The 26,427-nt window shown below is 67.5% G+C and carries 24 protein-coding genes and 1 riboswitch; of the genes, 8 read left to right on the top strand and 16 right to left on the bottom strand.

Going from position 1 to position 26,427, the window contains the following annotated elements:
• Positions 1-10 precede the first annotated feature (10 nt).
• Complete coding sequence (locus tag ACQPZ2_RS32570; RefSeq protein WP_433521936.1) at positions 11-1,144, bottom strand: polyprenyl synthetase family protein; 1,134 nt, start codon at positions 1,142-1,144, stop codon at positions 11-13.
• A 175-nt stretch (positions 1,145-1,319) separates the two neighbouring features.
• Here ACQPZ2_RS32570 and ACQPZ2_RS32565 point away from each other — a divergent pair, with 175 nt between their 5' ends.
• Entirely contained in the window at positions 1,320-2,321 is a 1,002-nt protein-coding gene (locus ACQPZ2_RS32565) for a methylenetetrahydrofolate reductase (protein ID WP_433521935.1), read from the top strand.
• A gap of 105 nt (positions 2,322-2,426) precedes the next feature.
• Here the strand turns inward: ACQPZ2_RS32565 and ACQPZ2_RS32560 are convergent, their stop codons facing one another.
• The 10 genes from ACQPZ2_RS32560 to ACQPZ2_RS32515 form a co-directional block, all read right to left on the bottom strand.
• Positions 2,427-3,626, bottom strand: a complete 1,200-nt coding sequence (locus tag ACQPZ2_RS32560) for an LLM class flavin-dependent oxidoreductase (protein ID WP_433521934.1) — start codon at positions 3,624-3,626, stop codon at positions 2,427-2,429.
• The gene (locus tag ACQPZ2_RS32555) at positions 3,623-4,429 is read right to left on the bottom strand and encodes a DUF1684 domain-containing protein (RefSeq protein WP_433521933.1); all 807 of its coding nucleotides are present in this window, start codon (positions 4,427-4,429) and stop codon (positions 3,623-3,625) included. Before ACQPZ2_RS32555 ends, ACQPZ2_RS32560 begins: the two co-directional genes overlap by 4 nt.
• 61 nt (positions 4,430-4,490) lie before the next feature.
• Positions 4,491-6,185, bottom strand: coding sequence for a dipeptide ABC transporter ATP-binding protein (locus tag ACQPZ2_RS32550; protein WP_433521932.1), 1,695 nt, complete (start codon positions 6,183-6,185; stop codon positions 4,491-4,493).
• On the bottom strand, positions 6,182-7,054 hold the full coding sequence (locus ACQPZ2_RS32545) for an ABC transporter permease (RefSeq protein WP_433521931.1): 873 nt from the start codon (positions 7,052-7,054) through the stop codon (positions 6,182-6,184). The genes ACQPZ2_RS32550 and ACQPZ2_RS32545 overlap by 4 nt, the downstream gene beginning before the upstream one ends.
• 89 nt (positions 7,055-7,143) lie before the next feature.
• On the bottom strand, positions 7,144-8,148 hold the full coding sequence (locus tag ACQPZ2_RS32540) for an ABC transporter permease (RefSeq protein WP_433521930.1): 1,005 nt from the start codon (positions 8,146-8,148) through the stop codon (positions 7,144-7,146).
• Positions 8,149-8,150: 2 nt separating this feature from the next.
• Positions 8,151-9,770 carry an ABC transporter substrate-binding protein gene (locus ACQPZ2_RS32535; RefSeq protein WP_433521929.1) on the bottom strand — a complete coding sequence of 540 codons (1,620 nt, stop codon included), beginning with the start codon at positions 9,768-9,770 and terminating at the stop codon, positions 8,151-8,153.
• The gene (locus ACQPZ2_RS32530; RefSeq protein ID WP_433521928.1) at positions 9,767-10,894 is read right to left on the bottom strand and encodes an LLM class flavin-dependent oxidoreductase; all 1,128 of its coding nucleotides are present in this window, start codon (positions 10,892-10,894) and stop codon (positions 9,767-9,769) included. The genes ACQPZ2_RS32535 and ACQPZ2_RS32530 overlap by 4 nt, the downstream gene beginning before the upstream one ends.
• A 4-nt stretch (positions 10,895-10,898) precedes the next feature.
• A complete protein-coding gene (locus ACQPZ2_RS32525; protein ID WP_433521927.1) occupies positions 10,899-11,873 on the bottom strand; it encodes an ABC transporter substrate-binding protein in 975 nt (324 codons plus the stop codon).
• A 19-nt stretch (positions 11,874-11,892) separates the two neighbouring features.
• Positions 11,893-12,672: an amino acid ABC transporter ATP-binding protein gene (locus tag ACQPZ2_RS32520; protein ID WP_433521926.1), complete on the bottom strand. Its 780-nt coding sequence runs from the start codon at positions 12,670-12,672 to the stop codon at positions 11,893-11,895.
• The gene (locus tag ACQPZ2_RS32515; RefSeq protein WP_433521925.1) at positions 12,669-13,664 is read right to left on the bottom strand and encodes an amino acid ABC transporter permease; all 996 of its coding nucleotides are present in this window, start codon (positions 13,662-13,664) and stop codon (positions 12,669-12,671) included. Before ACQPZ2_RS32515 ends, ACQPZ2_RS32520 begins: the two co-directional genes overlap by 4 nt.
• A gap of 9 nt (positions 13,665-13,673) precedes the next feature.
• Positions 13,674-13,767, bottom strand: a riboswitch (SAM riboswitch).
• 332 nt (positions 13,768-14,099) lie between these two features.
• Between ACQPZ2_RS32515 and ACQPZ2_RS32510 the strand changes: the two genes are divergently transcribed.
• Complete coding sequence (locus ACQPZ2_RS32510; RefSeq protein WP_433521924.1) at positions 14,100-14,813, top strand: hypothetical protein; 714 nt, start codon at positions 14,100-14,102, stop codon at positions 14,811-14,813.
• Positions 14,814-14,899: 86 nt separating this feature from the next.
• Here the strand turns inward: ACQPZ2_RS32510 and ACQPZ2_RS32505 are convergent, their stop codons facing one another.
• The 5 genes from ACQPZ2_RS32505 to ACQPZ2_RS32485 form a co-directional block, all read right to left on the bottom strand.
• Positions 14,900-16,048 (bottom strand): glycosyltransferase, encoded by a 1,149-nt coding sequence (locus ACQPZ2_RS32505; RefSeq protein WP_433527582.1) that lies wholly within the window; start codon positions 16,046-16,048, stop codon positions 14,900-14,902.
• An 8-nt stretch (positions 16,049-16,056) separates the two neighbouring features.
• A complete protein-coding gene (locus ACQPZ2_RS32500; protein WP_063042024.1) occupies positions 16,057-16,800 on the bottom strand; it encodes an LppM family (lipo)protein in 744 nt (247 codons plus the stop codon).
• Between the two features lie 116 nt (positions 16,801-16,916).
• Positions 16,917-17,825 carry a carotenoid biosynthesis protein gene (locus tag ACQPZ2_RS32495; protein WP_433521923.1) on the bottom strand — a complete coding sequence of 303 codons (909 nt, stop codon included), beginning with the start codon at positions 17,823-17,825 and terminating at the stop codon, positions 16,917-16,919.
• Between the two features lie 473 nt (positions 17,826-18,298).
• On the bottom strand, positions 18,299-19,867 hold the full coding sequence (locus tag ACQPZ2_RS32490; protein ID WP_433521922.1) for a phytoene desaturase family protein: 1,569 nt from the start codon (positions 19,865-19,867) through the stop codon (positions 18,299-18,301).
• Positions 19,864-20,481, bottom strand: coding sequence for a GNAT family N-acetyltransferase (locus ACQPZ2_RS32485; protein WP_433521921.1), 618 nt, complete (start codon positions 20,479-20,481; stop codon positions 19,864-19,866). The genes ACQPZ2_RS32490 and ACQPZ2_RS32485 overlap by 4 nt, the downstream gene beginning before the upstream one ends.
• A 150-nt stretch (positions 20,482-20,631) precedes the next feature.
• On the opposite strand from ACQPZ2_RS32485, the gene ACQPZ2_RS32480 reads away from it, so the two are divergent.
• From ACQPZ2_RS32480 to ACQPZ2_RS32455, 6 genes are all read left to right on the top strand, one after another.
• Positions 20,632-21,072, top strand: a complete 441-nt coding sequence (locus tag ACQPZ2_RS32480; RefSeq protein ID WP_063041982.1) for an SAV_6107 family HEPN domain-containing protein — start codon at positions 20,632-20,634, stop codon at positions 21,070-21,072.
• 122 nt (positions 21,073-21,194) lie between these two features.
• Positions 21,195-21,617, top strand: coding sequence for a DUF3040 domain-containing protein (locus ACQPZ2_RS32475; RefSeq protein ID WP_040688643.1), 423 nt, complete (start codon positions 21,195-21,197; stop codon positions 21,615-21,617).
• 448 nt (positions 21,618-22,065) lie between these two features.
• The gene (gene mraZ / locus ACQPZ2_RS32470; protein ID WP_036535307.1) at positions 22,066-22,497 is read left to right on the top strand and encodes a division/cell wall cluster transcriptional repressor MraZ; all 432 of its coding nucleotides are present in this window, start codon (positions 22,066-22,068) and stop codon (positions 22,495-22,497) included.
• A gap of 207 nt (positions 22,498-22,704) precedes the next feature.
• Positions 22,705-23,682, top strand: a complete 978-nt coding sequence (rsmH, locus tag ACQPZ2_RS32465; protein WP_433521920.1) for a 16S rRNA (cytosine(1402)-N(4))-methyltransferase RsmH — start codon at positions 22,705-22,707, stop codon at positions 23,680-23,682.
• The gene (locus tag ACQPZ2_RS32460) at positions 23,679-24,494 is read left to right on the top strand and encodes a hypothetical protein (RefSeq protein ID WP_433521919.1); all 816 of its coding nucleotides are present in this window, start codon (positions 23,679-23,681) and stop codon (positions 24,492-24,494) included. The genes rsmH and ACQPZ2_RS32460 overlap by 4 nt, the downstream gene beginning before the upstream one ends.
• 2 nt (positions 24,495-24,496) lie before the next feature.
• On the top strand, positions 24,497-26,422 hold the full coding sequence (locus tag ACQPZ2_RS32455; RefSeq protein ID WP_433527581.1) for a peptidoglycan D,D-transpeptidase FtsI family protein: 1,926 nt from the start codon (positions 24,497-24,499) through the stop codon (positions 26,420-26,422).
• Positions 26,423-26,427 lie beyond the last annotated feature (5 nt).

Raw genomic sequence — 26,427 nt, 5'->3', positions numbered from 1 at the left:
GCGGTCGCGGCTAGTGCGTGCGACTCGTCGCGGCCAGGGCCATGGCGCGCAACCGCTCCTTGGCATCGGGCGTTGCGGTACTCGAGGCCAGTGCGGCCAGGCCCTGTTCGGTGAGTTCGGTGATGCGGCGCTCCACCTCGCCGACCGCGCCGAGCTCGGTGATCACCGCACGCAACCGTTCGACCTGGTCCGCGGTCAGATCGGTGCCGATGCTGGTGCGCAGCAGATCGGCGGCGGCCGGGTCGGTGGCGTCGGCGCGCTGCAGCGCCTCGGCGACCAGGACGGTGCGCTTGCCCTCGCGCAGGTCGTCGCCGGAGGGCTTTCCGGTGACCGCCGGGTCACCGAAGACGCCGAGCAGATCGTCGCGCAGCTGGAAGGCGATGCCGATATCGGTTCCGAAGGTCCGGTAGGCCTCGATCAGATGCGGATCGGCGTCGGCGAGTGCCGCACCCAGGTGCAGCGGGCGCTCCACGGTGTAGGCCGCGGTCTTGTAGCGGTTGATGCGCAGCGCCGCCGCGACGGATTCGTCACCCGCCGATTCGCCGTGGATATCGAGCAGTTGCCCGCCGAGCACCTCGGTGCGCATCAGCGCCCAGACCGGTGCGAAGCGGCCGAGGGCGGCGGCGTCGAGTCCGGCGGCGTGCACCATGTCATCGGCCCAGGCCAGCGCCAGATCGCCGACCAGGATGGCGACCGAGGTGCCGAAGTGTTCGGCATCACCGGCCCAGCCGTGGTCGCGGTGGCGCTGTTCGAAGTCGACGTGCACGGTGGGGAAGCGGCGGCGGGTGCGCGAGGAGTCGATGATGTCGTCGTGCACCAGCGCGCAGGCCTGCACCAATTCCAGTGCGGCACAGGCGTTCAGGACCGCGGCGGCGTGCGGGCCGGTGGGATCGCCGCCCGCGCCGAGCCAGCCGGTCCAGGCGAAGGCCGGACGGGTGCGCTTACCGCCGCGCAGCACGAACAATTCGAGCGCTTCCGCGGCCTGGACGAAAACCGGACCGAGCGGCTCGACTATCGGGCGTCGGGTCAGGAAGAAGGCTTTGAGCGCATCCTCGACCGCCGCGACGAATCCGGGGGTGCCGGGCGCGGGCGGGGCGGGGTGAGGCGTCTGGATACCGGTTCCGGCGGACAGGGGAGCCTCCAAGGTCGTGCGGGTGCTGGTGCGCGGTGGATCGTGGGCGCTATAGGTAGTTCGGTGCCGGACGGTGGGCGTCGCGCGTGTCGTTCCGGCGATTGCGAGCGTGTCGCTTGCTCGCAGAATACGCGTACGGTTGCGACGACCTGACGGCCCGGTGACGGCCCACCACTACACTGAACCGGTGACTTTCGATAACGTGCGGGGACGTTCGACCCCTGGCCGGCCGTCCCCGACGCCACCGATCGTCTCTGGAACACCCTCGGTTGTACAGAGTCTGCGGACCCATTCCGGGGGTTCGGTGCCCTTCTCGGTGGAGTTCAATCCGCCGCGTGACGCCGCGGGCGAGGCGCGGCTGTGGCGCGCGGCGCGCACCTTCGAGCGCATGCATCCGGCCTTTGTCTCGATGACCTACGGCGCAGGCGGCACCACTCGTGACCGCACCGTGCGGATCACCGGCGCGCTGGCCGAGGAGACCACGCTGCTGCCGGTCGCGCATCTGACCGCCGTCGAGCACAGCGTCGCCGAACTGCGCTCACTGGTCGGCGCGTACGCCGATTCGGGCATCCGCAATATCCTCGTGCTGCGCGGCGACCCGCCCGGCGATCCACTCGGCGAATGGCGCAAACATCCCGAGGGTGTGGCCTACGCCGAGGAACTGGTGCGCATCGTGCGCGACCTCGGTGACTTCCATGTCGGCGTGGCCTCGTTCCCACAGGGCCACCACCGCTCCCCGGATCTGGAGCACGACACCGCGTACCTGGCAGCGAAACTGCGTGCGGGCGCGGAGTATTCGATCACCCAGATGTTCTTCGACGTCGAGCACTATCTGCGGCTGCGCGATCGCATCGCGGCCTTCGACCCGATCGAGGGCGCGAAGCCGATCATTCCGGAGCTGATGCCCATCACCTCGCTGCGCACGGTGGCGCGCGCCGAGGAACTGTGCGGACGTCCCCTGCCGCCCGCGGTCATGGAGCGCCTGCGCAAGGCCGCCGGTGACGGTCCGGAGGAGAACAATGCCGCGGTCCGCGAGGTCGGCATCGAAATCGCCACCGAAATGGGCCAGCGCCTCATCGATGAGGGCGCGCCCTGCCTGCACTTCATCACGCTGAACTTCGCCAAGGCCACCGGTGAGGTCCTCACCAACCTCGGCTACGGCGTAACCGCCGCCCCTATCAGCGCCTGAGCATCGGACGTACGCCGAGCCCGCCGGGGCAGACTCCGGCGTACGAGGCCGACGAAACAGCTGAGCACATGGGTAACTCTCGGGTACGCCCGAACTGCTCCGTGGTCAACCGCCGATCCGCGACGGTGCCGTCGGGGCACTTACGGCTGGCAAAAGATCCGGGGAGGTGGGGGAGCGAACCCACGCATCGGCGAGGAGCCGGTGGGATTCCAGGCGGTCCTCGTGACGATGCGTGATGCTGGTGACGAGGAGTTCGTTCGCGCCGGTGACCCGCTGCAGGGCCTGCAGGCGTTCGACGACGGTGCGCGGGCTGCCGACGAATTGGGTGGCGAGGCGGTCGTCGACCAGTCGGCGCTGCTCCGGTGTCAGCGGGGTGGCGGTATCCGGATCGAGGTAGTCGGCGGCGCCCGCACCGCTGCGGATGCTGTGCACCCAGTGGCCGTAGGTGGCGGCCAGATGTCGGGCGCGCGCGTCGTCGGGGGCGACGACCACGTCCGCGGAGATCACCACATACGGCTCGGCGAGCTCGGCCGAGGGGCGGAAGGCCGCCCGGTAGGCTGTGACCGCATCCAGGGCGGTGCCGGGGGAGACGTGATAGGCCGCGGCGAAGGGCAGACCGAGTTTGCCTGCCAACTCGGCGCTTTCGCTGGCCGCACTGCCGAACAACCACAGCTCGACCTGTGCGCCCTCACCCGGAACCGCGTGCAGCGCAATGCCTTCGGCGCTCTTGTAGGTGCCGTTGAGCAGGGCGCGCACCTCGTCGACCTGGTCCGGAAAGTCCGGTGCCTGCGCGCCCTGCTGTTGCAGTGCGCCGAGGGAGGCGATGAACCTGGACCTGTCGGTGATCCGTCCGGGATCGAACGGCGGCGGAACCACCACGCCATCGCGGACCTCGGTGCGCCCGGTCACGGTATCGACGACCGGGTGACCGCCTTTGGGGTGCGCGGGCTGCGCGCCGAACTGGGTGCGGCGATGGCCCGATCGGCCAAGGCCAAGGTCGAGCCGTCCCGGGTAGAGGGCGTCGATGGTGCCGAACGCCTCCACGATCGATGCCGAGGTGTGGTGGCCGACCTGAACCGCCGCCGAGCCGACGCGAATCCGGGTGGTTGCCGCGGCGACCAGGCCGATCAGCGTGATGGAGGAGGAACTCGCCACCGAAACGAAATGATGTTCGGCCAGCCAGTAGCGGCGGTAACCCCACTGCTCGGCGTGCTGGGCCAGATCGATGGTGTTGCGCAGGGCCTGCTGTGCGGTGGATCCGGCGCTGATCGGGGCCAGATCGAGGATGGAAAGCGGGATCGTCATGCGGACCGTCCCAGGCGCGGATGCTGCTCGCCCGCTTCGATGGCGACCCGCAGCCGGTTTTCCGCGGGTGCCAGCGGGCAGGTGGCGAAATCGGTGAAGGCGCAGGGCAGATTGGCCGCCCGGTTGAAATCGAGACGCAAGGTCCCATGGGCGTCGGGCGCCTCGACGGCCAGCGAGCGGGCCGCCGGGTAGGTGGTGACGCCGCTGGTGGCGTCGGTGAACAGCACCCGCAGGTTGGTCGGCTCGCCGAAGGCGATGACGCGCTCGGTGACCTCGCCGATGCTGAATTCGATGGTGCCCGAGGCGGTGTGGTGATGTTCGAGTCCGTCGATGACGGCGCCGGTAGTGATCGTGCGCGGCTCGTCGAACGGTTCGAAGCGACCCTCGACCACCCAGTGCTGGTCCGGGGCATAGGCCGGGATGCCCTCGAAACTCAGCAATGTGGGTGCGGCGGGGTCGTGTACGCGCACGGCGTAGCGGCCGCTGCGGCGAATCACCTCGAGTACCCGATTCTCGTGCAGCACCTCGAGTCCCGGCGCGCCTTCGGCCGGTGTGACGATCTGTACGCCCGCGATGTCGCTGCCCTCGAACCGCAGGCGGTCGGCGGGCTGGGCGGTGATGAACACCTTGTCGTCGGTGACCCACCAGGTGCCGGGTAGGTCGGGGAGGCGCTCGGGTTGGTCGGTGAGCCAATGCAATCCGGTCAGGCTCAGGAAGCCGAGCGGATCGCGCAACTGGTCCTCCCTGGCGTGATGCCAATGCGCCCACTCGGTTTCGAAAAGACTGGTGATGCTGGTCGTCATGACGCTCTGACTCCTTCGAGTGTGCGGTTGCGATGGGGATGGCGTAGTCGGGTGCCGGTCATCAGGCCGCCCCCGGTGCGGTGACGTGCGGTGTGGGGATGGCCGACAGCAGTTCGCGGGTGTACTCGTGCTGTGGGTTGTCGAAAATCTCGGCGGTGGAGCCGGATTCGACGATGCGACCGTCGCGCATGACCGCGACGCGGTCGCTGATGCGGCGGACCACGGCGAGGTCGTGCGAGATGAACAGGTAGCTCAGTCCGAGTTCGGTTTGCAGGCGGTCCAGCAGTTCCAGGATCTGGGCCTGGACGGAGGCGTCGAGTGCCGAGACCGGTTCGTCGAGTACTAGCAAGTCGGGGTGCAGGGCCAGGGCGCGGGCGATGGCAACACGTTGGCGTTGTCCGCCGGACAGTTCCGCTGGGCGGCGCTGGGCGAAGTTCTCCGGCAGCGCGACCTGGCCGAGCAGTTCCCGTACCCGCTCCTGCCTGGCCTTGCGATCACCGACGGCATAGGCTCGCAGCGGTTCCTCGATGATCGATCCGACCCGCCAGCGCGGATCCAATGAGCCGTAGGGATTCTGGTAGACCACCTGGAAGCGCTGACGCAGGTCGCGCAGCCGTCCACCTTTCACCGCGGTCAGGTCATGTCCGTCGAACGTGATCGCGCCGCTATCGGGTTCCGTGAGCCGCAGAGCGATTCGCGCCGTGGTGGACTTGCCGGAGCCGGATTCACCGACCAGTGACAGGGTTTCGCCGCGACCGAGTTCGAATCCGACACCCGCGACCGCGGTGACCGAACCACCGGCCGGTGCGCGGAACCGCTTGTGCACGTCCCGCACCGTGAGCAGCGGCGGACCGGAGTTCGCGCGCGGCGTGCGGAACCCGTCGAAAGGGGCCAGACTCGGCGAGGCAGCGAGCAATCGCTTCGTATACGGATGACGGGGTTCGGCGAGCACCGTCGCGGTCGGCCCGGTTTCGACGATTTCCCCGCCGCTCAGCACCACGATCCGATCGGCCCGCTCGGCGGCGATCGCCAGATCGTGGGTGATCAGCAGCACCGCCGTACCGCGTGCCGCGGTCTGCGCGGCGAGTTTGTCGAGCACCCGCCGCGCCACCGTGGCGTCGAGCGCACTGGTCGGCTCATCGGCGATCACCAGTTCCGGTCCGGCGATGAGCGCCGCCGCGATCAGCACCCGCTGCCGCTGGCCGCCGGACAGTTCGTGCGGATACTGCGCCGCCCGCAGCTCCGGCAGATCCAGTCCGGCGTCGGCGAGCAATTCGATCGCCCGCGCGGTCGCATCGTGGCGATCGGCGAGTCCGTGCACCAGCAGCGCCTCGGCGACCTGATCACCGACGTGCCGCACCGGATTCAGCGACAGCCCAGGATCCTGCGGTACGAATCCGATCCGTGCGCCGCGAATCCTCCGCAGCGCCCGCTCGGATCCGGTATCCACCGTCTCTCCGTCGAAGGTGACGGTCCCACCGGTGATCTCGGCATTGGGGCCGAGCAATCCGATCACCGATTGCGCGAGAGTCGACTTGCCGGAACCGGATTCGCCGACCAGCGCGACGACCTCGCCGCGTGCGACGGTGAGGGATACGCCGCTGAGTGCGGCGACATCGCCGCTGTCGGAGGCGTAGCGCACATGCAGGCCGTCGATATGCAACAGTGCTGCTGCCGACCCATCCGGTCCATTTGCGACGTCGCGGATATGTGGCGTGCGGTCCGTCGGATCGGCGGACGTAATGCACTCACTCATGCGCTGTGACTCCTTCCTACGGCGCGGCCGAGGCGTTGGGCCGAGAGGACGACGACGATGATCACCAGGCCCGGCATGGTGGTCATCCACCAAGCCGTGGCGAGGAAATTGCGTCCCTCCGATATCAGTGAGCCCCATTCGGGGGTGGGGGGTTTCGCGCCGTAGCCGAGGAAGCTCAGCGCTGAGACCGACAGCACCGCCATACCGAATTCGACTGCGGCCAAGGCGAGTACCGGCTGATAGGAGTTCGGAAGAACATGCCGGGCCAGCACCATGTACCAGCGGACCCCGGAAGCGTGTGCCGCCTCCACATACGGCGCTTGTCGCACCCGGAGTACCTCCGAGCGCATGACCCGCGCGAAGTTGGCGATCAGCGAAACACCCACCGCGACGGCCACATTGCGGGTGCCGAACCCCAGCGCGGTGACCAGGGCGAGCGACAGCAGCAGCGATGGAATCGACAGCAGCACATCGACGAACCGCATGATGACGGTGTCGACGAAGCCGCCGAGCGATCCGGACAGCAGCCCGAGTATCGATCCGGCGATCAGGGCGATGGCGACCGCGGAGAGGGTGGCGGTGAGCGAAAGTCCCGCGCCGTGCACCATCCGGGTGTACAGATCGCGCCCGAGATTGTCGGTGCCGAACCAGTGTCGGGCACTCGGTCCCTGGAATTTCTGCGCGGGCACACCGGTCAGCGGATCACCGCTGGCGAAAGCCGAAGGGAACAGCGCCCAGCCGAGCGCCAGCACCGCGACGGCGCCGGACAGGATCACTACGATATTGCCGCGCAGCGACTTCCATCGCAGGGCGGGCCGGTGGAGTCCGGGAAGCGCGATCCGCCGCGACTCATCGGCGACATCAACCATGATCGGTCACCTGCTGTCGATGGTCAGGCGACGACGCGAAGCCACTGACGAGAGGGCCGGACGCGGCGCGGGTGTGGGTAACGAGTGGTTCAGGCACGGACGACCACCTCCTGCGCGATATCGTTCGCGGCGGTCTCGGAATCGGTTGTCGCACGGCGGGATCGACCGGCGATGCGCGGATCGAGCAGCGGATACAGCAGATCCACCGCCAGATTCACGGTGACGAAGACCGTCGAGGTGAGTAGCACGATGCCCTGCACCACCGGAATGTCCTGGGCCAGTACGGAGGTCTGGGTGAGCCGACCCACGCCCTGACGGGCGAAAACGGTTTCCACCACCACGGACCCGGCGAGCATATTGCCGACCAGCACACCGGCAATGGTGAACGTCGGCACGCTGGCCGGACGCAGTACATGTTTGCGCAGTACCCAACCACGAGAGCCACCCTTGGCCAGTGCCACATCGACGAACGGCTGACGCCAGGTCGAGGCCAGCCCGGCGGCGAGCACCTGGGCCAGTACCGCGCCGATGGGTATGGCGAGGGTGAGCGCGGGCAGCACCGTGCCCTTGAAACCGTGTCCGCCGAAGGCCGGGGCGAGCCGCCAGTGGAACGAGAAGAGTTGCAGCAGTAGCAGTCCGGTCCAGAAGGTCGGCACCGAAACCCCGAGGGAGGGCAGCGAGCTGAGTGTGTCGCGCAACCACGGGCGGCGGACATAGGTTGCTGCGAAGGCCACGCTCACCCCGCCGAACACCGCGAAGAGCAGTGCCAGACCGGCCAATCCGAGTGTATTGGGCAGCGCGTCGCCCAGCGCACTGGTGACCGGCTGGCCGGTGGCGATGGAGTGGCCGAGGTCGCCGGTCAGCGCGTGGGTCAGTGCGGTCCAATACTGCTCCCAGAGCGGACGATCCAGACCGTAGCGCGCCTGCAACTCGGCGATCGCGGCCTTGTCGATCGGGGTACCCGCACCCGCACCGTCGGCCGCGATGGAGACCGGATCGGCGGGCAGCAGATAGAGCACCACGAACGAAATGGTGAAGGCCGCCCACAGCACCCATATCGCCTGCAGGACCCGCACAACCACATACCGAGCCATGACTACCGCCCGCTCAACCAGGTATCGAAGAACTGCAGCCGCGCGGAAGCCTCGAACTTCAGCTCCTGCACGCTCCGTGCCGCACCGATGGCCTGCGACAGTTCGACCGTCGGAATCCACAGCCCCGCGTCGAGTACTGCCTGTTGCGCCGTGCGGATCAGTGCGGTGCGCGCGGCGGTATCCGAGGCGCTGAGCTGGCCGTCGAGCACGTCGTCCAGCGCCGGGATGCGTTCGCGGGCATTGAGATTGCGGCCGTCGACACTGAAGGAGGTGCGCAGAATGTCACCGTCGGCGCGGGTGGTGTTGTAGTAGGTGGTGTCGAAATCCTTGACGTTCTGCCGAGCCGTGCTCTCCGGGCCCGACACCAGATCGAGCTTCAGCTCGACGCCCACCTGACGCAGCTGCTGCTGCACCAGCTCCAGGATGGCCTGATTACCCGCGAACGCCTGACTGAAGAGCACTGCGAAGGACAGGCGCTCACCATTCTTCGCGCGGATACCATCGCCACCTGGTGTCCAGCCCGCCTGGTCCAGGATGCCGCGCGCCTTGGCCGGGTCGTAGCTCAGCCGGGCCGAAAGGTCTTGGTAGCCGGGCGTACTGCTGGCCAAGGTGCTGGAAGCGGGTTTGAACTGCGGGCCGAGTACGGTGTCCACCAGCTGTTTCCGGTCGATCGCGGGCAGCAGCGCCTGGCGTACCGCGGCATCGCGCAGCGGCCCGCGCGTGACATTGGTCTGGAAGCCGAACGGCACACCGGGATTCGCGGTGCTCAGCACCCGCCCGCTCGCGGCCTCGATCTGCGGTGCGTCCTGCGGCAGCGCATCGCTGACGGCGTCGAGCTGGCCGGAAATGAGACTGCCGGTGCGAACACCGGATTCGGGCACGACCGTGAACTCGATCTTGTCCAGATAGGCCTCGCCCTGATGGGCGAAGACCGCCGAACCCCAGCGGTATCCCGCGCGCTTGGCCAGGGTCGCCGAGGCATCCTGGCGCCAGGCCGCATAGGTGAACGGTCCGCTGCCGACGTTGTCGCCGAGGCAGCGCTGATCGGCAGGCTTGGCCGTCGTTACATCGCCCTGGATACCGAGCTGCGCGGTCGAAGAGGCCTGCAGGAACTGGGCATTGGGCTTGCTGAATTCGACCCGCGCGGTCAGCTTGTCGACCGCGGTGGTGCCGACGTAATTGGTGAGATAACTGGAGCCGAGCGGTGTCTTGGCCGCGCCCAGTTTGATCACCGAATCGAAGGTGTTGCGCACCGAATCCGCGGTGAGCGGGGTGCCGTCGCTGAAGGTGACGCCATCGGCGAGATGGAAGGTGAACACCTTGGCGTCGGGGGAGATCTCCCAGCTCTTGGCCAGCCACGGCTTGATCTCACCGGTCTTCGGATCCTGATCGGTCAGTGAATCCACGATCTGGCGGGTCACGTACAGCGTCTGGTTGGTGCCGGACTGCGCCGGATCCGAGCAGGTCGGCGCCTGCGAAAGGCCGTAGCGCAGTGCGCCGCCCGGCTGCGGCGGACCCGCGTCAGCGCCGCCGGTGGCCGAATCATTACCGCAGGCGGCGAGACTCGCGGCCGCGGTGACGGCGGCGGCCACGGCCGCGATTCGGTGGCGGGGACGGATCACTGTGGTACTCCAGATGTTTCGGTGCGGACGAGTTCGCCGCGGGAATCGATGTCGTAATCGGTGGGACGTGCGGTGTTGGGGGCGGTGGCCAGTGGTCGGCTCGGGATGCGTCGGCGCAGTTCGGGCGCGACCTCGGTCTGAAACAGTTCGAGGCCGGTGCGATGTTGCGATTCGGTGCGGCCGTCGCGTTCGGCGGACAGGTGGATCACCTCGTGCCCGAACGCCTCGTGCTGGCGACCCACTTTGTCGATCACTTGCTGCGGGCTGCCGACCAGCGCCGAACTGCGCGCGACGAAATCGTCGAGCGTCTCGAAGACGATCGGCAGCCCGAGCTTGCGCGCCAATGCCAGTCGTGCCTCGAAGATCGGGCGGTACACATCGAGGGCCACTTGTGACGTGCGCGCCACATGAAATCCCGCCGTGCCCGCGCCGACCAGGGCGTCGGCCGGATCGTGCCCGTAGTGTTCCCAGCGCTCCCGATAGTGGCGTACCAGTTCGGCATACGGTTCGATCGGATTGGTGACATTCGCCGAGAACAGCGGATCACCGTGGTGTGCGGCGAGTTCCACCGAATCGCGGCTGGTCGCGCTGCCGTGCCAGATGCGGATGCGCGGCTGCCAGGGCCGCGGCAGCGCCTTGGCCTCGACCAGCTCCGGACGGAATCGGCCCGACCAGGTCACGGTGTCGCTGTCCCACAGCGCCCGGAACAGTTCGTAGCCTTCGCGATTGCGATCCCACTGGTCCTCGGTGGTGACGTGGTACAGCTTCGCCTGGGCGGCACCGTTGCCCTTGCCGATAATGAGTTCGAGGCGGCCGCCGGAGAGATTGTCCAGCGTCGAATAGTCCTCGAACGCGCGCACCGGATCCAACAGACTCAGCGTCGTGACGGCGGTGAACAGACTGATCCGCGAGGTGACCGCGGCGATATGGGACAGGATCACCGGCGGTGCGGCCGAGAGGAACGGATCCTCGTGCCGCTCGCCGACGGCGAACCCGTCGTAGCCGAGTTCCTCGGCGGTGCGGGCCTGGCCGATGATATCGAGCAGTCGCTCCCTGGTCTCGGGCAGCCGACCGGTATTCGGATCCGGCACCCGGGAGACGAGGGTGAACAGCAGGAACTTCATGCGATCACGACTTCTTCGGTAGGCCGGGCGGATTGATCCGCGAACTCGGCACGGTCTCGGTCTTCAACCCCCAGCGGTCGATGACCTGCTGGTAGGTGCCGGTCTGGATGGCATTGTCGATGGCCTTGTTGATAGGGCCGATCAGCCCGTTGTCCTTCTTGGTGAGCACACCGATCTCGCCTTGCAATGCGTCACCGGCGCCGGAGAAGGTTGCGACGATCCTGGTCTGATTCGCGGTGGTGCTGTGATAGATCGCGGACGGATTCGGGCCGATGTAGCCGTCCAAACGCTGCGAGGCCAGCGCCAGGTAATAGTCGGTGACCTGCTGGAAGTAGGCGATATCGATCGGGGCCAAGCCCTCGGCGATATTCTGCTCGTTCCACTTGACCAGCAGCTGCTCCTGATTGGTGCCGCTGCCGACGCCGATCCGCTTGCCCGCCAGGCTCTTACGATCCTTGTAATCGAGCGTGCTCTGCTTCGGGATCTCCAGCGCGACAGTGTCATTGCGGTAGGTGGCGAAGTCGTACTTTTCCTTGCGCTCCTCGGTCACGGTGACGTTGGAGATGAAGACATCGGCCTCGCCGGAGTCGACCCGCACGAAGTTCTGTGACCAATCGGCCACCTGTGCAACGAGTTTCAGCCCGAGGATGTCCGCGATGAGCGAGGCGAAATCGATCTCGGACCCGACGATGGTCTTATCGTCGGTGGCGTAGAACCGCAATGGCGGTGCGGCACCCCCGGATCCGGTGACCACCAGCGTGCCGCGGTCGCGAATGGCCTGCGGCAGTTCAGCGGCGATGGCATCGACCTCGGCGGCGTGGATCCGGCCGGACTGGCCGGGGGAGAGGTCGAAGGTGATCGAACCGGCGGGCTGCGCGGAGTTTTCCGCGTCCGGATCGGTGCCGCAGCCGGTGGCCAGCAAGGCGACCGTGGCGGCCAGGCCGACCAGGGCAGAGAGCTTCATCGAATACCTGTTCATCGTGGAGCGCGCACCGCGCTCAGCGGACTCGGGACAGAAATGCGCGGGTGCGCGCGTGTTGCGGGTTGTCGAGTACGGCGGCGGGCGGACCTTGTTCGACGATCACGCCGCCGTCGAGGAATACGACGGTGTCGGCGACCTCACGGGCGAAACCGATTTCGTGGGTGACGATCACCAGCGCGGTCCCGCCGTCGGCGAGATCGCGGATCACATCGAGGACTTCGCCGACGAGCTCCGGATCCAGCGCGGAGGTGGGTTCGTCGAAGAGGATCACCGGCGGTCGCAGCGCCAACGCGCGCGCGATGGCAACGCGCTGCTGTTGTCCGCCGGACAGCCGCCGCGGATAGGCGTCGGTCAGGTCGCCGATACCGACCCGCTCGAGCAGATCCCGTGCCTCGGCCTCGATTTCCGCACGCGGGCGACCCCGCGCGGAAATCGGTGCGAGCGTGACATTGTCGAGCACCGTCAGATGCGGGAAGAGATTGAACTGCTGGAAGACGAAGCCGATATGCGAGCGCTGTCTGCGCACTTCGCGGTCCGACAGCGCGTGCAACTTATTGCGACGCAGCCGATATCCGATCAGTTCGCCGTCGATGTGCACGGTGCCCGCATCCAGCGACTCCAGGTGGTTGACCACCCGCAGCAGCGTCGACTTGCCGGAGCCGGACGGTCCGATCACAGTGACCACCTCACCGGCGTGGACCGTGAGGTCGATGCCACCGAGTACCTCGGTGCTGCCGTAGGACTTACGCACCCCGCGCACCTGTACCGCAGGAGCCGGGGCCACCGGCGCGCTCATCGAGTCGCTCCGCGTGGTGCTGCGGAACCGATTTCGGCGATTTCGCGCAACCGGCGCCAGACCTTCCGCACCGGTGTCGGTGGGGGCGTGCGGTGCGCGCCCTTGGCGTAGTGGCGTTCGATATAGAACTGCACCACCGACAGAATCGTGGTCAGCACGATGTACCAGACGGTGGCCACCATGAGCAGTGGCACCACCCGGCCGTTGCGGCCGTAGATCACCTGGACCTGGTAGAAGAGTTCCGCGATCGCCATGACCGAGACGATCGAGGTGCCCTTGAACAGGCTGATCACCTCATTGGTCGCATTCGGCAGAATCGAGCGCATGGCCTGCGGGACGATGACCGTGCGGAACTGGCGCACCCGTGGAATGCCGAGTGCCGCAGCTGCTTCCAGCTGCCCCGGATCGACCGAAATATATCCGGCCCGGATGATCTCGGCCGCATACGCCGCCTGATGCAATGCGAGTCCGATGACCGCCGCGGTGAAACCGCTGATCACCCCGTTCACCTCGAAGGTGAGAAAGGAAGGGCCGAACGGGATTCCGAGCGAAAGCGTGTGGTAAAGGTAGGCGATGTTGAACCAGAACAGCAGCTGCACGATGAGCGGAATCGAGCGGAACGCCCAGATATAGACCCACGAGATCACCCGCAGCACCGGATTATTCGACAGGCGGGCGATCGCCAATGCCGTACCGATCAGGAATCCGAGTGCCGTACCCCACAGGGTCAGCTCCAAGGTGACCTTCAGCGCCGACAGCACCGATTTCGCGGTGAAGTACTTCGCGAACGTCGACCAATCCCAGCCCGGATTGGTGGCCAGTCCGTGGACGAACTGCGCGAGCAGCACCAGCGCGATGGCGCTGACGACCCAGCGCCACGGATGCCAGGACTTGGCGATCGCCGGTTCGTCGGTACTGCTTACGGTGGCGGTGGGTGCAGCCGGTATCGGGACATCCGATACCGGAGTATCGGATGCGACGGATGCGCTCATATTTCGGTTCCTCCATCGTTCCCGGCGGAAGCACCCGCACCCGGTGACCGGGGGGTTGCTGCGACGTCGATGAGCCAGGTCTCTCGGTCGCTCTGGATGGTGTGTCCGACGCCGAGCACGGGTCGGTCAATGGGTCTAGCCGAAATATCATGCGAAGCAGGCGAAGTCTGGCACAAGGGTACGAATCAGCGTGAGCGCAGACCTTGTTTGCATGGTCGTGAGCAGGCACTATTGGCTCGGTCGTGCGGTGGATCGCGGCATTTCGAACCAAGTTTTCCGCGTGCTCTTCGTCCGGTTCGCCCGCCCGCGGATCGCCGCGGCGGTCCATCGGGACGCGCGGCGCGAACGTGTCGCCTGCCGAAATAGACGCTGTTGCGAAGGTTTGCCGGAGTACTCTCGGACCTCGATTCGTGCCCGACGATGAGGAGGTCCGCCGTGACCCTGCTGCGCCGTCTGATCACGCTAACCGCTATCGCGACCGGTACGGCCGCGATGACTCTCGCCGCCCCCGGCATCGCCGCCGCGGGTCCGGCGCCGATACCCGCACCCGCCGTTCCGGCCGCGACCGCACCGTCGGCCCAAGCCGCACCCGGTGATCTGTTCGCCGGTTACCGAGCCGTCGTGGAGGCGCTGCGCACCTTCGGCATCGACCCGTTCCTGTACCCGGCGGTCGCGCCGTTCTGCTCCGACACCGGCAGCCTCGGTCTGGTGCCCGCGGTGGCGGGCGCGGTCCCGGGGCCGTGGCCCAAAACCACGGTGGCCATTCCAGGACTCGACCCGGCCGCCGTCAAGGCGGGCCAGGTCATGTTCACCTTCGTCCCCTACGGCCTCGGCGCGGACGGCACGAATGCTTCGGGCATGAACGTCGCCTGGGTCAACCTGGCCAATGGCCGCAGCGGCATCACCGCCATGGGATCGATCTCCGATGTGGTCCGCACGATGGTGCCCGCCGAAACCCCGGCCGAGATAAGGCCATTGGCCGAACGCGCCGTCCAAGACTTCTTCGCCATATTCCCGGTCGGCGGTGTGCGCGCGGTTCCGGTCGACACCGGATCCGGCACGGTACTCGCCGCAGTCTTCGGAACCGTCGACAACGGCACCAAGTCCTGCTTCTTCCTCCCGACCGTAGGACTCACCACCGTGCGCTGATCCACGGGCCCCACCGATCAAGATCAGGTGGCACTGGCGGCTGGGTCTACTCGGGCGATGCCGCCACGGATTCCACCTGATCTTGATCAGTGGTTGGGGGCGAGGGGGCGGGATTTCCAGGTCAGCGCGCCGGTGCGGTGGGCTCGGCGGGAGCGGGTCCAGAGGCGGAGGTAGGCGTCGATGGAGATCGGATGTGCCAGGGCCGCAAGGGCGTCCGTGCGGGTCGTGGTGCCGCGTTCCAGCGAGCGCGCGAGCAGGCGGCTGGCGACCGCGGCGCCGTAGCCGATGAGACCGGCGATGCGTACCGAGCCTCGGCCGCCGATCGCCGCCAGCGGGGGCGCCCAGTAGGCCAGTGTCGCAACGGCTCCCACCGCCGCGCCGCCGATTGTCGTGCCGCCGTAGGCGGACCACAGCCAGCGGTTGTAACCGGTCTCCAGTTCGGCTGCGCCACGATACATTCGGGTGCTCGCCGCTCGGCCTGCCGTGACCAGCGCGGTCCGGCGACCCGAGCGACGCAGTGCGCGAGCGATATCCAGGTCCTCGGTCGGGCTCGCGGCGACCGCGGCATGCCCGCCGATGGCGTGGTAGGCGGTGGCGTCGAACACCAGGAACTGGCCGCAGGCCACGGCCGTCGAGGGGCGCAGGCTGCGATTGGCGGCCGCGATCGGCAGGCTCGTCGCCCACGACCAGCACAGCAGCGGCTGCACCAGCGCCTCGGCCAGCGATTCGGTCACCTGGTACGGCCACGGTGACAACAATGCGGCTCGGCTGCGGCGCAATTCGGCGGCCGCCGCGGCGATCGCATTCGGTGCCAGCCGCACATCGGCATCGAGAAAGATCAGCACAGTGGCATCGGCCAACTCGGCCAGTCGCGCGCAGGCCGCGGCCTTCCCGGTCCATCCGGGTGCGGGTTCGGCCTCGGAGCGGAACACCGTGAAGCGCGAATCGCCTGCAATCGCGTCGAGCGCGGCCGCTTCGGTCCGGTCCGACGACGCGTCGTCGAGAATCAGCACCCGCAGTCGCGGCACGCCCACCTGGCCACGGAGATCATCGATCAGCTCGGGCAGTCGCTGTGCCTCATCGCGCGCCGGGATACACACCGACACCGGCTCGATCACCGTATTCGGTCCGGCCGAGAGCCTGCGCACCGTCACGCGGTTGAATAACGCGGTTCCGCAACCGAACAGCGCGATACCCGCACCCGTCCACGCGGCGATCGCCGCGCCCGCGCGCAGGGTTCGCGTCAGCGGCGGGTCAGCGAACGCCACAGATGGCTCGGTGAGAAGTTGGTTTCCGGCGCACCGGGCGGTGCCGGATTGCGGTCCATATAGGCGATGGCGGCGATGATGGCGGCGACGGCGAGGGTGATACCGCCGACGATGCCTGCCCAGCCCGCGAAGGAACGGGTATTCGGGTCCGCGTAGCTGACCTCGGCGCGCACGGTAGAGACATCGCCGGGCGGCAGTTTCCAGGAGACGGTCGAGTCGTCCTCGCGATTGCCGTTGGTCTTGGCGACGCGGGCCGGGAAAGCCACGGTGAACTGCACATCTGAACCGTGCGGCGGAACGGATTTCAGATCGATCCGGCCATTGAGGCTGACCAGGTCGCCGGTGCGCTGGAACGACAGGTTGAACATGCCCTGGGTCTGATCGGAGAGCGCGCCGAGCTGGCCGACCTCACCGAAGGACAGATCCTCGAAGAACACCTTGCTGCCGACATAGCCGTCCTGGCTGTACGGCTCGACCCGCACCTTCGCGGCCAGCGAATCGGGCGCCTTCAGCTGCGGGCCCTTGTCGTTGGCGTCCGCGGGGACCACCGCGGCCACGATCCGACCGGAGACCCGGTCATTGGACGACACACCCATCGACACCTGCACCCGCAGGCAGCCCGCGAGCATGGGCACCAGCATCGCGGCCAGCAGTACTGCCGCGGCCACCCGTGCTCCGGGCCGGGGAGAACGTGGCGGTAGAACCGATGTGTCGGGCATCGCGGTGAGAGGACTCGGCTGCACGGCTCACATCGTGCCAGGCGCTCGCCCCGAATTGCCACGCGACGGGCGGAACGTACGCCGACCGAAGTATCGGACAGCTGGTCCGCATCGCTTCAGCCCCGCCGGGCCGCGACCGATCGCACCAGCAGCGGCACGCCGAGCACCCCCAGCCCGACGCACCCGTACCAGGCCGAATACGGCAGATCGAGGAACGCAGCGTGCGCGAGCGTCGAACCGAGCCAGGTCCACATGAACACCCCTACCGGGACCACCGCGTCTGCCGAGATCGGGGATACCGGCCCTCGGGATCCGTGCTCCGGACTGGTCGAGTCAGGCGTTGCCAACTCCAGCGCCGGTATTCCAGCCTGCGCCGCATCGGAGGCTCTCGCCGGTGTCTGCGCTGTCGACAGCAGGCGCTCTGCCGCGGGCGCGAACGTATTCGCACTCCCCGCCCCCGCGACGCGATCCAAGCCGGTCAGCAGCAACGCCATCACCAGCGCCACCGCGAACCACCCCAGATAGTTCGTGTACGGAATCCCATCGAGCCCGGGCAGCCCCCGACCGGCGGCGCACCAAGTCCACTGCCCGTCCGCCACCATCTGCGGATCGAGGAACAGATCCCAGCCCACGGCCCCGACCGCGGTCATAGCGACTCGCACGGCCCACCGCCGAGTCGACAACCCGGCGACCACCCACACCGGATACAGCCCACCGGTCCAGGCCAGCGCGACCACCAACGGCACCCCCGCCACCGCGGGCCCCGATCTGCCGTCGGCATACGCATAACAACCGAATGGGAAACCCGTTGCCGTACCGCCGATTTCGGCAACCAATCCGAGCCCGGAGACAATCACCACGAACCCCAACGCGTACCTGATGCCGCGCGTCGCCACCGCGTGCACCAGCGCCGTCCCCGCCGACAACAGCACGACTGCGACGGTCACCCGATCGCGAGCGACCCCCGAGGCAAGCGGATAACTGATCTGCACGAGCACGAGCAGCACCGCCGGGACCGCGGGCACCAGCAGCCGCGGCGTCCATCGAAAGGCCGCCGCCGACCGCGAGAGCCGACCTGCGCCGTGCCGACTTGCCGGGTCCCCGTCAGCACCGCAGACGTCGGAGTCCGTTGTGTCGGAGGACTCCGCGCATCCAGTGGTCTCTGGATTCGCTGGACTGTGGGCGTTGGAGTCTTTTGTGTCGGAGCGCTTGGTTTGTCGGGTGGTCTCCGGACTGGCTGGACTGTGGGCGTTGGAGTCTTTTGTGTCGGAGCGCTTGGTTTGTCGGGTGGTCTCCGGACTGGCTGGACTGTGGATGTCGGAGTCTTTTGTGTCGGAGCGCTCGGTTCGTCGGGTGGTCTCCGGACTCGCTGGACTATGGACGTCGGAATCCGTTGCGCGAGCGGGCCCTGCTCGCCCGATGGTCCCCGGACCAGGGCTTTCCGTCCCTGATGTGGGTCGCTCGTCCGGCTCCGGCACGGCTGGCCCGGTGAAGTCCGTCATCGTCTGCGCAGCAGGGGTAACCGGTTGCGCCGTCGATCGCGCAGCACCAACTGTGCCGCGCTGCGCCCGCTCGCTCCGGACACTCCGCCACCGGGATGCGTCGACGCACCGGTGAGATATAACCCGGGCGCGCCTGGTACTCGCTGCCCGGACAACTCCGGCAGCGGCCGCCACAGCATCATCTGATCCAGCGACATCTCCACATGCATCACATTCCCGCCGCGCAACCCGAGCTCACGCTCCAGATCGACCGGCGTCTGCACGAATCGCCGCAGCACACTCGCCCCGAAACCCGGTGCATAGGAATCGACTTCGGCGATGATCCGATCGGCCTCCGACTCCGCGTGCGCGGCCCAGTCGCTCCCGTCCGCCAGCTCGTACGGATGCCACTGCGCCCACAGCGAGAGCTGATGCTCACCGGCCGGGGCGATGCTCGGATCCAGCGCACTGAAACTCATGGCAAGCACCACCGGACGCGGTGGCAGATCACCGGCCAGCGCCGCACCGTGCGCGCGCCGCAGCTGCCGCCGATCGGAGACGAGGAATTGCAGACCATCGGCGGATTCAGCGGTCGAACTACCGGGATACTGCGGCAGCGCAGACGTCGCGAGTCGCACCACCATGCCGATACCGGGCCCGACCCGGATCCGCCGCTGCCAGTCGTCGAGCACCGCACCGTCGAATCCGCCGCCCCGCAGCAGATCCAGTGTGGTCAGCACATGGGCGCCCGCGATCACGGTGTCCGCGTGCAGGCTTCGTCCCGACGCCGTGCGCACCTGCCAGCCCGCACCGACCTGCCGCAGCTCGGTGACCGCGTCGCCCGCCGAAACCACTCCGCCGTCGGCGCGCAGCCGCGCGACCAGTGCCGTCGTCAGCGCCCCACTTCCTCCCACCGCCCGTCCCGGCGGCAGCGTATGCATCAGTGCGGCGAATCCGACCATCGGCGCGGTTCCCGGCTCCGACATCGGCGGCCCGGACTGCGCACCGAACCAGGCCAGCGACGCCTTGAGGCGCTCATCGTCGAAGTAGCTGTCCAGCAGGGCGTCGCCGGTCTGCAGGAACTCCCGCGACAACGCACTCCCGCCATCGCGCGCGTCCAGCCCCCAGAACGAACGCAGCAGCCGCCCCGGCGTCGGTGCACCGCCGAACGCGCGCATCACCCGCGCCGACCGCGGCCCCCAGACCTCGACGAAGCGCCGATAGGCCACCGCATCCCGCGCACCACAGATCTCCGCGATTCCGGCGCAGGTCCGATCGAGATCGCGATGGAAAACGATCGGCGGACCGCCATCCGGCCCCGTGGGCGTGAAACCCCAAGGATCGCAATCGATATAACGCAACCCGAAGCGCGACAACTCGAGTTCCTCGATGATCCCGGTATGGCGCACCATGATGTGCGCCGACGATCCGCGATCGACCAGATGACCGGGAAAGCGTTCGACCGTCGAGACCGCGCCGCCGAGCACCTCGTCGCGCTCGAGTACCTCCACCCGCTCCCCGGCCCGCGCCAGATAGCAAGCCGCGACGAGCGCGTTATGGCCCGACCCGACGACCACAACGGTCACAGAGGCAGCCGCCGTCCCAGGATGGCGAACGGCCTGGTATCCCCGGCGAAGACGAAATTCCGGATCACATCGGTGAATCCGAGTCGCCGATACAGCTTCCAGGCGCGATTGGCCTCGCCCTGCACTTCCGGCGTGGACAGCAGCACCGCGCTCTCGGCGCGATTCGCCAGCAGCCGCGTCAGCAGTTCGCCGCCGATGCCGCGGCCCTGCGCCGACGGATGCACGTGCAGCTCGGTCAGTTCGAAATAGTCCGAAAGCAGTTCGCGTGCAGAATGTTCCGGCCAGCCCGAGCGCCGCATCCCGCTGTGCACCTGCTGATGCCACCACTGATGGGCGGCACCGCGATAGCCGTAGGCGATGGCCACGATCGGTGCGGTCCGCAGGTCGATCTGCCCGGAATCATCGGGGATGACGGCGGCGACGCCCTGCCAGCCGACGCGGGTGGTGTGCTCGGTCCACATCGGTGCGCGATGGTGTTCGGTGCCGTGCGGATATTCCATCGCCGCGACGTACACCGCAAGCGCGTCGTGCAGCCGGGAGCGCAGCGCCGCGACGGAGAGGTCGATGACGACAGGGGCGTTGGCGGGGGTGTGTTTGGGCTTGACGGCTGTCATGGCTCTCGTCGGTCCGCGGAAAGTTGTCGGTGGGTGTCCCTATATTCAATCTCAATTCAAACGTTCGAATACCTGTTCGATCCCCGCGGTGCTGGGAACTCGGCATTCGCGCCCAGGATAGGCCAGGTGAGCGACTCGGAGGGACGGCTGATGTCTGGTCGGATCGAACACCCGGGGCAACCCGGCAAGGCGGGCAAGCTGCTGCAGCGGGCGGACGGCTTGCTGATGCAGGCGGCGGGGGAACGCGACCCGCGCGAACGTTTTCGGACCGCGTATCTCGCCGCGCTGCGCGGTGCCGGTGCCGTGCTCGCGTTCACCGGGGCAGACGCAGCGCCGCGGGCGCGCTCGCGCAATGCCTGGGTGCTGATGCAGCGCGCCGCGCCCGAATTCGTCATGTGGGCCGACTACTTCAGCGCCCGTTCGGAGATCAGGGCGGCGCTGGAGGCGGGGTTGGATCGCAATGTGGATGATCAGCAGGCCGACGAGTTCTATTCGCGGGTGGGCGCATTCCTCCACGATGTGGAAGATCTGGTGAATGCCGGGGCTCGATTGCGCCCGGCGCCGGGCTGGTCCGGCGGTATGACCGCTTAGTTATCGGCGAGTAGGTGGTACGGCACTGATCGAACTCGTATCATTGGTGGCAGATAGCCGACCTTGGTTATCTGTCGCCTACCCGGAGGCGACAGCCACGTCCTAGTGCCGGGGGAGGTACCGTGCCACTCTCCGAGCACGAGCAGCGCATGCTCGAACAGATCGAGAGCGCGCTCTATGCTGAGGATCCGAAGTTCGCGTCGTCCGTCCGCGGCGGACGCCTTCGCTCGACCTCGAGTCGTCGCAGACTCCAGGCCGCGGCCTTGTTCGTCCTCGGCCTGTTTCTACTCGTCGCCGGTATAGCCGCTCCGGTGAAGCTGGGCGACTTTCCGATCATCAGCCTGATCGGATTCATCGTGATGTTCGCCGCAGGCGTGCTGTTGCTGCTCGGCAGTTCCAAGGGCATCGCCAAGGGCGACCGGTCGGGCAATGCCCAATCCGGTGGCGCGAGTGGCGGATCGGGCGGACGTGGGCGACAGCGCAAGTCCGGTGGTTTCTCCGAGCGCATGGAGGATCGGTTCCGCCGCCGCTTCGACCAGGAGTAGCGCGCCCGTAGCCGACATCTGCATATCGAACGCGCCGCCGCACCGACCAGGTGCGGCGGCGCGTTCTCATGCGTGCACCATCCGGCTGCTGGAGGTGCGCCGCGCGCGGTTCCCCACAACGCCCCACGATCTTCCTCCACAACCTCCCACCACCCACCTCCGCGCCGCCCCGTGACCGGCCGGAACCTGGGGAACCAGGGCGTTTGCTGGTAGTTGTCGGGCGCTTGTCTCGCCCTGTGGCGCGTGTCGCCAGAACACGGAAAAAGTTCTCCACCACAGTGATAGCTGGGATGACCTGCGCAATCGACGACGCGGGGAGCCAGATCACCCCGAGTTTCGATTGAAAGTGGGGGAAAGTGGGGTAATGTGGAGCGCGCACAAGAGGAAGGGCATACATCCGAGGTGATCGTGCTCCCCGTATCACGGGGTTGATCCGGGAGGTAGCGGGTTGTTTCTCGGTACCTATACACCTCGGTTGGATGACAAGGGGCGACTGACGTTGCCTGCGAAGTTTCGAGACGATCTGGCGGGAGGGTTGATGGTCACGAAGGGTCAGGACCACAGCCTTGCCGTATATCCCAAGGAAGAGTTCACCGCTCTCGCACGGCGAGCCGCGGCGGCCTCTCGAAGCAATCCGCAGGCGCGCGCGTTCGTCCGGGCACTCGCGGCCGGTACGGATGAACAGCGTCCGGACGCCCAGGGCCGGATCGTGTTGTCGGCCGATCATCGTCGCTACGCGAACCTTTCGCGGGATTGCGTGGTGATCGGATCGGTCGACTTCCTCGAGATATGGGATAAGCAGGCGTGGGAGTCCTACCTCGCCGAGCACGAGGAGGACTACGCGCAAGCGAGAGATGAGTCGCTGGGCGGAATCTTCTAGCCCTGAGCGAACGAGTGCCACGCGGCCTCTGCCCGGACGCGCGGACCCTGACGTACTTCCCCGACGCCAGGTGCCGAGGCTCCGGTCAGAGACCCCGCGGCATTCGTATTTCGAAAGTAGCTGTGTAACAAGGCGACCCCGCAGCGATTGATCCCACTGACACGGCTCGATGCGCGACGACGCGAGGCAGGATTCCGGGAGGTCGAGGTGAACCGTGAACAGGACGGTCCTCGCCATGTTCCGGTTCTGCTCCAGCGGGCCGACGCGCTTCTCGGTCCGGCACTCGCCGAGCCCGGCGCGGTATATGTCGACGCCACATTGGGTTTGGGCGGACACGCCGAACACTTCCTACGCACCTATCCGAATATCCATCTCGTCGGACTCGATCGCGATACCCATGCGCTGGCATTGGCCGGTGCGCGATTGGCGCCGTTCGCGGACCGAATCACCTTGGTGCACATCCGATATGACGGAATCGCTGCCGCGCTGAAGCAGGCCGGATTGCCGACCACCGGATCGGTGAGCGCCATCCTGATGGACCTCGGCGTGTCCTCGATGCAACTCGACGAGGCCGAGCGCGGCTTCGCCTACTCCGTCGACGCGCCACTGGATATGCGGATGGATCCGACCACCGGCATCACCGCCGCCGATGTGCTCAACACCTATAGCCACGGTGATCTGGCGCGCGTGCTGAAAACCTATGGCGAGGAACGCTTCGCGGGCAAGATCGCCTCCGAGGTGTTACGCCGTCGGCAGCAGAAGCCGTTTCGCACGAGTGCCGAATTGGTCGAATTGCTTTATGCCACAATCCCGGCCGCCGCCAGGCGGACGGGCGGGCATCCAGCCAAGCGGACCTTCCAGGCGCTGCGGGTGGAGGTGAACGGTGAGCTCGACTCGCTGCGTGCCGCTCTGCCCGCCGCTCTGGACTCGCTGCGGGTCGGCGGCCGGATCGTGATCATGTCGTATCAGTCGCTCGAGGATCGGGTGGTCAAACAGGAGTTGGCGCCGCGCACGACATCGCGGACACCGGTCGACCTGCCGGTCGAATTGCCCGGTATGGGACCGGAATTCAAGTTGCTGACCCGGGGCGCCGAGAAGGCGACCGAACAAGAGATCGAAGAGAACCCGAGGGCGGCACCCGTGCGGATGCGCGCGGCGCAGAGAATCCAGGAGGGGACAGCATGAGTGTGCGCACGCGTACCGTCGAGGCGCCGGGCCGGATCGCTCGCCGGGTTCAGGCCGCCGAGCGGGTGAAATCGGGTGCCGCACAACGGGCCTACGCCAAGCGGCGGATGCGGGCCGAGCAGTCGGGGGACCAGCACGATCTGCCGAAGCAACGCGCATCTGCGATGGCTTCGCGAATTCCGTTCGTGGCGGCCATCATCGCGCTGCTCGGCTGCGGTCTCGCGCTCACCCTGCTGCTCACCACTCGTTCGGCGGAGGACAGCTATCAGCTCGGCGATGCCAGGGCGACCAACCGCAAGCTGGCCGACGAACGCGCGGCGCTGCAGCGCGAGGTCGAGGCCGCCGACTCCGCGCCCGAACTTGCCGCCAGGGCCCGCGAACTCGGAATGATCCCGGCCAAGGATCCGGCCCGGCTGGTGATCGGACCGGATGGCGGGGTAACGGTGATCGGCAAGCCGACGCCCGCCCAGGGCGCGCCGGTGCCGCCGCTGAACAGTTCGCCTACCACGCCCACCGTCCCGCCGACCGGCAATGCCCAGGCCCGCGGTGAACGATTGGTTCCGGTGACGACCACGCCGACCGCGCCGCCCACCCAGCCGAATACCGGCCAGCCCGCGAACGCGGTTGCGGGACAGGCGAGTCCGACGCCCAGCCCGACACCGGCGAGCCCGGGGCCGACGCCGAGTCCGCTCGCGCAGGCTCCGGTGGAGACACCGCAACCGGAAACTCCGCAGCCCGTACCGGCGCAAGCTAGAGCGCCGCAGTCCGAGATGCCCGAACCAGCGCCCACCCCGGACGAGGGCGCCCGATGAGCATGCGGCAGACCAGGCCCGCGTCGCGTCAGCGCCGCGGGCCGTCGGCATCCAAGGCGGGCTCTACCAGAGCCGCCGGGACATCGAGGACGGCAACCGCGTCCAGACCGCGGGCGGCCGCCCCGGATCGCCCGCTGCGCTTGCGGCTCGGTGTCGGCCGGGTGATCATGCTGATCGCACTGGCGGTCGTCGCGCTGCAATTGCTGTGGGTGCAGAGCATTTCCGCGCCCAGCCTGTCCGCGCAGGCGGCCAGTCAGCGCACCACCCACGAGCCCGAGTACGCCACCCGTGGGCCGATCACCGATCGCAACGGGAAGTCCCTCGCGATCACGCTGAGCGCGCAGGCGCTGACCTTCCAGCCGGTGGTCGTGCGCAAACAACTCGCCGATGCGAAGGAGAAGTCGGCCAAGGCTCCGGATCCCGATGAGCGGCTCAAAGCGATCGCCAAGACCATCCACGACAAGATCGGCAAGGACGCGCCCGCCGAATCGGCACTGTTGGACAAGCTGAAGAGCGATACAGAGTTCGTCTATCTCGCCCGCAATGTCGATCCGCGCATAGCCTCCGATATCAAGGTGCAATTTCCCGAGGTCGGGGCCGAGCGCCAGGATGTGCGCGATTATCCGGGCGGCTCGCTGGCAGCCAATGTGCTCGGCACCACCGGCTGGGACGGACACGGCCAGATGGGTCTCGAATCGTCGCTGGACTCGCTGCTGGCGGGTACCGACGGCTCGCAGACCTACGACCGCGGCTCCGACGGTGCGGTCATTCCGGGCAGCTGGCGCGATAAGCAGCCTGCGGTGAACGGCTATTCGGTGCAACTGACCCTGGACTCGGATCTGCAGTACTACGTGCAGCAGCAGGTGCAGCAGGCCAAGGAGATGTCCGGCGCGAACGCGGCCTCGGCCGTCGTGCTGGATGCCAAGACCGGCCAGGTGCTGGCGATGTCGAACGACAACACCTTCAACCCGGCGCTCGGACCGCAGCATTGGGGCAATGCCGAGATGCAGAACCCCTCGGTGCAGGATCCCTTCGAGCCCGGTTCGGTCAACAAGATCGTGACGGCGGCCGCGGCCATCGAATACGGCTTGACCAATCCCGACGAGGTGCTGCAGGTGCCCGGCGAGATCCGGATGTCGGGCGTCACCGTGCACGACGCCTGGGAGCACAGCACTCTGCCGTACACCACCACCGGCATCTTCGGTAAGTCCTCCAATGTCGGCACGCTGATGCTGGCGCAGCGGGTCGGCGAGGACCGGTTCGCGGATATGGTCAACCGATTCGGACTCGGCCAGCGCACCGGTGTCGGACTGCCCGGCGAGAGCCCGGGCCAGGTGCCTGCCCGCGACCAGTGGTCCGGCGGTACCTTCGCGAACCTGCCCATCGGACAGGGCCTTTCGATGACGACCCTGCAGATGACGGGGATGTATCAAGCCATTGCCAATGGCGGCGTGCGGATTCCGCCGCGCATCGTCAAGTCCGAGACCGCACCGGACGGCACCCGCACCGAGGAGCCGCAGCCCGACGGCGTGCGTGTGGTGAGCGAACTGACCGCGGCCACGCTGCGCACCATGTTCCAGGCGGTCGTGCAGCGCGATCCGATGGGTGTGCAGATGGGGACCGGTGGGTCCGCGGCGATCGATGGCTATCAGGTGGCGGGCAAGACCGGTACCGCCCAGAAGGTCGACCCGAGCTGCCACTGCTATTCGACCTCGTCGTTCTACATCACTTTCGCCGGTATTGCTCCCGCGGACAATCCGCGCTATGTCATCGGCCTGATGCTCGACGCGCCGATTCGCAGCTCCGACGGCAGCGGTGGCGGGTCGGTGGCGCCGCTGTTCCACAACATCGCTTCCTGGGCGCTGCAGCGCGACCGGATCCCCCCTTCACCCGAGCCGTCGCGACGGTTCGTTCTGCAGGCTTCATAAGATTG

The organism is Nocardia pseudovaccinii (assembly GCF_050942345.1).
Taxonomy (GTDB): Bacteria; Actinomycetota; Actinomycetes; order Mycobacteriales; family Mycobacteriaceae; genus Nocardia; species Nocardia pseudovaccinii.
Note: the sequence above shows the minus strand (reverse complement) of the source record. Positions and strands in the feature narration are given on the sequence as shown.

Bases quoted from the DNA above. Each gene is read 5' to 3' on its own strand.
- ACQPZ2_RS32560 (WP_433521934.1), bottom strand. From the start codon at position 3,626: ATGACGATCCCGCTTTCCATCCTCGATCTGGCCCCGATCAGCGCCGGA.
- ACQPZ2_RS32555 (WP_433521933.1), bottom strand. From the start codon at position 4,429: ATGACGACCAGCATCACCAGTCTTTTCGAAACCGAGTGGGCGCATTGG.
- ACQPZ2_RS32550 (WP_433521932.1), bottom strand. From the start codon at position 6,185: ATGAGTGAGTGCATTACGTCCGCCGATCCGACGGACCGCACGCCACAT.
- ACQPZ2_RS32545 (WP_433521931.1), bottom strand. From the start codon at position 7,054: ATGGTTGATGTCGCCGATGAGTCGCGGCGGATCGCGCTTCCCGGACTC.
- ACQPZ2_RS32540 (WP_433521930.1), bottom strand. From the start codon at position 8,148: ATGGCTCGGTATGTGGTTGTGCGGGTCCTGCAGGCGATATGGGTGCTG.
- ACQPZ2_RS32530 (WP_433521928.1), bottom strand. From the start codon at position 10,894: ATGAAGTTCCTGCTGTTCACCCTCGTCTCCCGGGTGCCGGATCCGAAT.
- ACQPZ2_RS32525 (WP_433521927.1), bottom strand. From the start codon at position 11,873: ATGAACAGGTATTCGATGAAGCTCTCTGCCCTGGTCGGCCTGGCCGCC.
- ACQPZ2_RS32520 (WP_433521926.1), bottom strand. From the start codon at position 12,672: ATGAGCGCGCCGGTGGCCCCGGCTCCTGCGGTACAGGTGCGCGGGGTG.
- ACQPZ2_RS32515 (WP_433521925.1), bottom strand. From the start codon at position 13,664: ATGAGCGCATCCGTCGCATCCGATACTCCGGTATCGGATGTCCCGATA.
- ACQPZ2_RS32500 (WP_063042024.1), bottom strand. From the start codon at position 16,800: ATGCCCGACACATCGGTTCTACCGCCACGTTCTCCCCGGCCCGGAGCA.
- ACQPZ2_RS32485 (WP_433521921.1), bottom strand. From the start codon at position 20,481: ATGACAGCCGTCAAGCCCAAACACACCCCCGCCAACGCCCCTGTCGTC.
- ACQPZ2_RS32480 (WP_063041982.1), top strand. From the start codon at position 20,632: ATGTCTGGTCGGATCGAACACCCGGGGCAACCCGGCAAGGCGGGCAAG.
- ACQPZ2_RS32460 (WP_433521919.1), top strand. From the start codon at position 23,679: ATGAGTGTGCGCACGCGTACCGTCGAGGCGCCGGGCCGGATCGCTCGC.
- ACQPZ2_RS32455 (WP_433527581.1), top strand. From the start codon at position 24,497: ATGCGGCAGACCAGGCCCGCGTCGCGTCAGCGCCGCGGGCCGTCGGCA.